Origin of the sequence: Nocardia sp. NPDC058497 (assembly GCF_042720195.1) — a bacterium.
Taxonomy (GTDB): domain Bacteria; phylum Actinomycetota; class Actinomycetes; order Mycobacteriales; family Mycobacteriaceae; genus Nocardia.
Genome location: NZ_JBHXMY010000030.1, coordinates 20,564 through 22,743 on the forward strand (window position 1 = coordinate 20,564; position 2,180 = coordinate 22,743).

The 2,180-nt window shown below is 72.8% G+C and carries 2 protein-coding genes; both read right to left on the bottom strand.

Annotation, left to right across the window (positions count from 1 at the left end; all coding sequences use genetic code 11):
• Positions 1-519, bottom strand: a 519-nt coding sequence (locus tag ACFWPJ_RS04025) for a DUF2398 family protein (RefSeq protein WP_378846859.1), incomplete at its 3' end; no start/stop codon positions are given.
• Entirely contained in the window at positions 516-2,075 is a 1,560-nt protein-coding gene (locus ACFWPJ_RS04030) for a TIGR02677 family protein (protein ID WP_378846862.1), read from the bottom strand. The genes ACFWPJ_RS04030 and ACFWPJ_RS04025, both read right to left, overlap by 4 nt.
• Positions 2,076-2,180: the final 105 nt, after the last annotated feature.

Sequence of the window (2,180 nt, forward strand, 5' to 3'; positions counted from 1 at the left end):
GGCCGGGGCTCGGGGGCCCCCGCCGCCGGCCCCCGGGTCTCCCCGCGCCCCCGCCCCCGGGCCCCCCCCCCCGCCCCCGGGGGCCCGGCCCCCCCCGGGGCCGGCGGCGCGGTCGGTGGACAGCTCGAGGCCGTCGATCCGGCTCGCGTAATCGGCCACGTGCTCGGCCAATTCGGACAGGGTGATCTGGTCGCCCGCCCGGCCGAGCGCGGCCAGCGCCAGTGCGAGATAGGCGTAGCGACGGCGATCGAAGACGCGATCGTTGACGCTGCGCGCGGGCATCGTGTCGTCGAGCCGGTCGTGCACGGGGTACAGGCGCGCGGTGGTCTCGGTGACCTCCAGGCGGTAGCCGAACAGTTCGGCGAGATCCTCGCGCAGTTCGGTGGCCCAGCGCCGGATCAACGGCAGCGCGATCCGGTCGGGATAGACCCGGGTGACCAGGTGGTTGGCGAGCATCACCCGGGCGGCGCGCTGGTAGCTGTCCAGGGCGAGGGCATCGATGCGGCGTTGCTGTCTCATCGTGGCGTTCCCCGTCGCGTCGTCGCGGTGACCTCGAGGCGGCGATTGTTGAGATGCAGCAGGCCCGCCGCGGTGCGGATGATGGTCGACCCGTCACAGGGGCGCACCGTCAGCGTGACACCGTTGTCGGAACCCGTTGTGCCGTCGACCTTTCCGCTGACCGGCACCCACGCCGTCGATGCCGCGTCGAGCAGTCGCAGCAGCACCTCGGTCTCGCGCTGGTCGAGCACCCGCTCGTGCACGGCACCGGTGGCCAGCGATGCCGCGGCCTGCGCGCGTTCGCGCTGTGCGGCCAGCTGGGCCTCGCGCAGCCTGCGGATGCCGGCGTCGTTGCGCGCGATCCGGGCTGGCGCGCCCGCGGTCGGCGCGCGGCCGGTTTCCGCGAGAGTGCGCGAGATCTCCAATGGTGGTGCCTCCCACCAGGATCGGCCCACGGGAATCACCTCGGCGTCGGGGTGCTCCAGCGCCAGATGCCGCGGCCTGCCCAGGCCGAACACCGCGTCGTAGAGCGCGTGCGCGCTCCCGGTGGTCGGGGTGTCGACGAACCAGGCGGCCAGATGCCGCAGCGCCGATTCCCGGCTGACCCCACCGCGGCGGGTCTCGGTGACGCGACGCAACAGCGACAGCACCGCGGCGATCGCGCTCATCGTCGCCTCCCGCAGCCGGTCCGCCTCGCACGACTCGTTCGCCTCACCGCTGCCCGCGCTGACGAACCAGGTGCGCAGGCCGTCCCAGCGCGACTGCCAGTCCGCTTCCCGCTCGGCCGGGCTCAGCATCACCCGCTCGTCGCAGCTCGCCGCGCGCCCGATCAGCTGCCCGACGCCGGTGTCCTCGACCTCACCGATCGCGGCCGCCAGCCGGGGCGCGAAACGGGCAAGGTCCATGCTGAACTCGCGCATGTGCGCGAGCAGCGCGTCCTTGTGCGCGAGAAAGGATTCCGGGGTGATCTCGGTGGTGCGCACCAGATCGCCCAGCGACAGATAGAAGTGCGCCGCCCGCGCCGCCATATCGGTGAGGGTCGCGTCGAGCCTGCGCAGCGTCGTGTAGACGCGTTCGGCGTCGCCGTCGCGGTTGGCGGTGGCCAGGGTGCGCAGATCTGCGAGCAGCTCGGGCAGCACCAGGCGCGACAGCGACGCGTCGTCCATCCTCGCCGTCAGCACACCCGCCACCGCCCGGTATGCCTGGAAACCGGCCTGGTCGAACTGGTAGACGTAGTGCCGGTTGCGGTACTCGGCGAGGGTGGCCGCGCGGGTGCCGTCGTAGCTGCGTTCCAGCACGCCCCAGCGATGCAGTTGCTCGAGCAACGGGCCGATCTCGACGGCGGGCAACGGCACGCCCGCGGGCCCCGCGTGCGCGCCCGTCTCGGCCCTGGCGATCCACTCGGCGACATCGTCGGCGTGCAACAACACCACATACGCGGCGCGGGCGCTGTCGAAAGCGCGCAGCACCCGCAGGTAGTCGGCGCGCTTCTCGGCGGTCGCGAACGAGAACAACCGCAGACGCTCGTCCCACAGGGCGGGTACGGCGCTGGGCAGGCCGTCGGCGAGGTCGGTCACCGTAGACAGGTTAGTGGTGGCCGCCGGGGGGTCATGGGGACCCGTCCCGGATCGGCGCGCCTCCCGCGTCTGGTATTCACCGCTCACCCGACGTTTAGCGAGCGC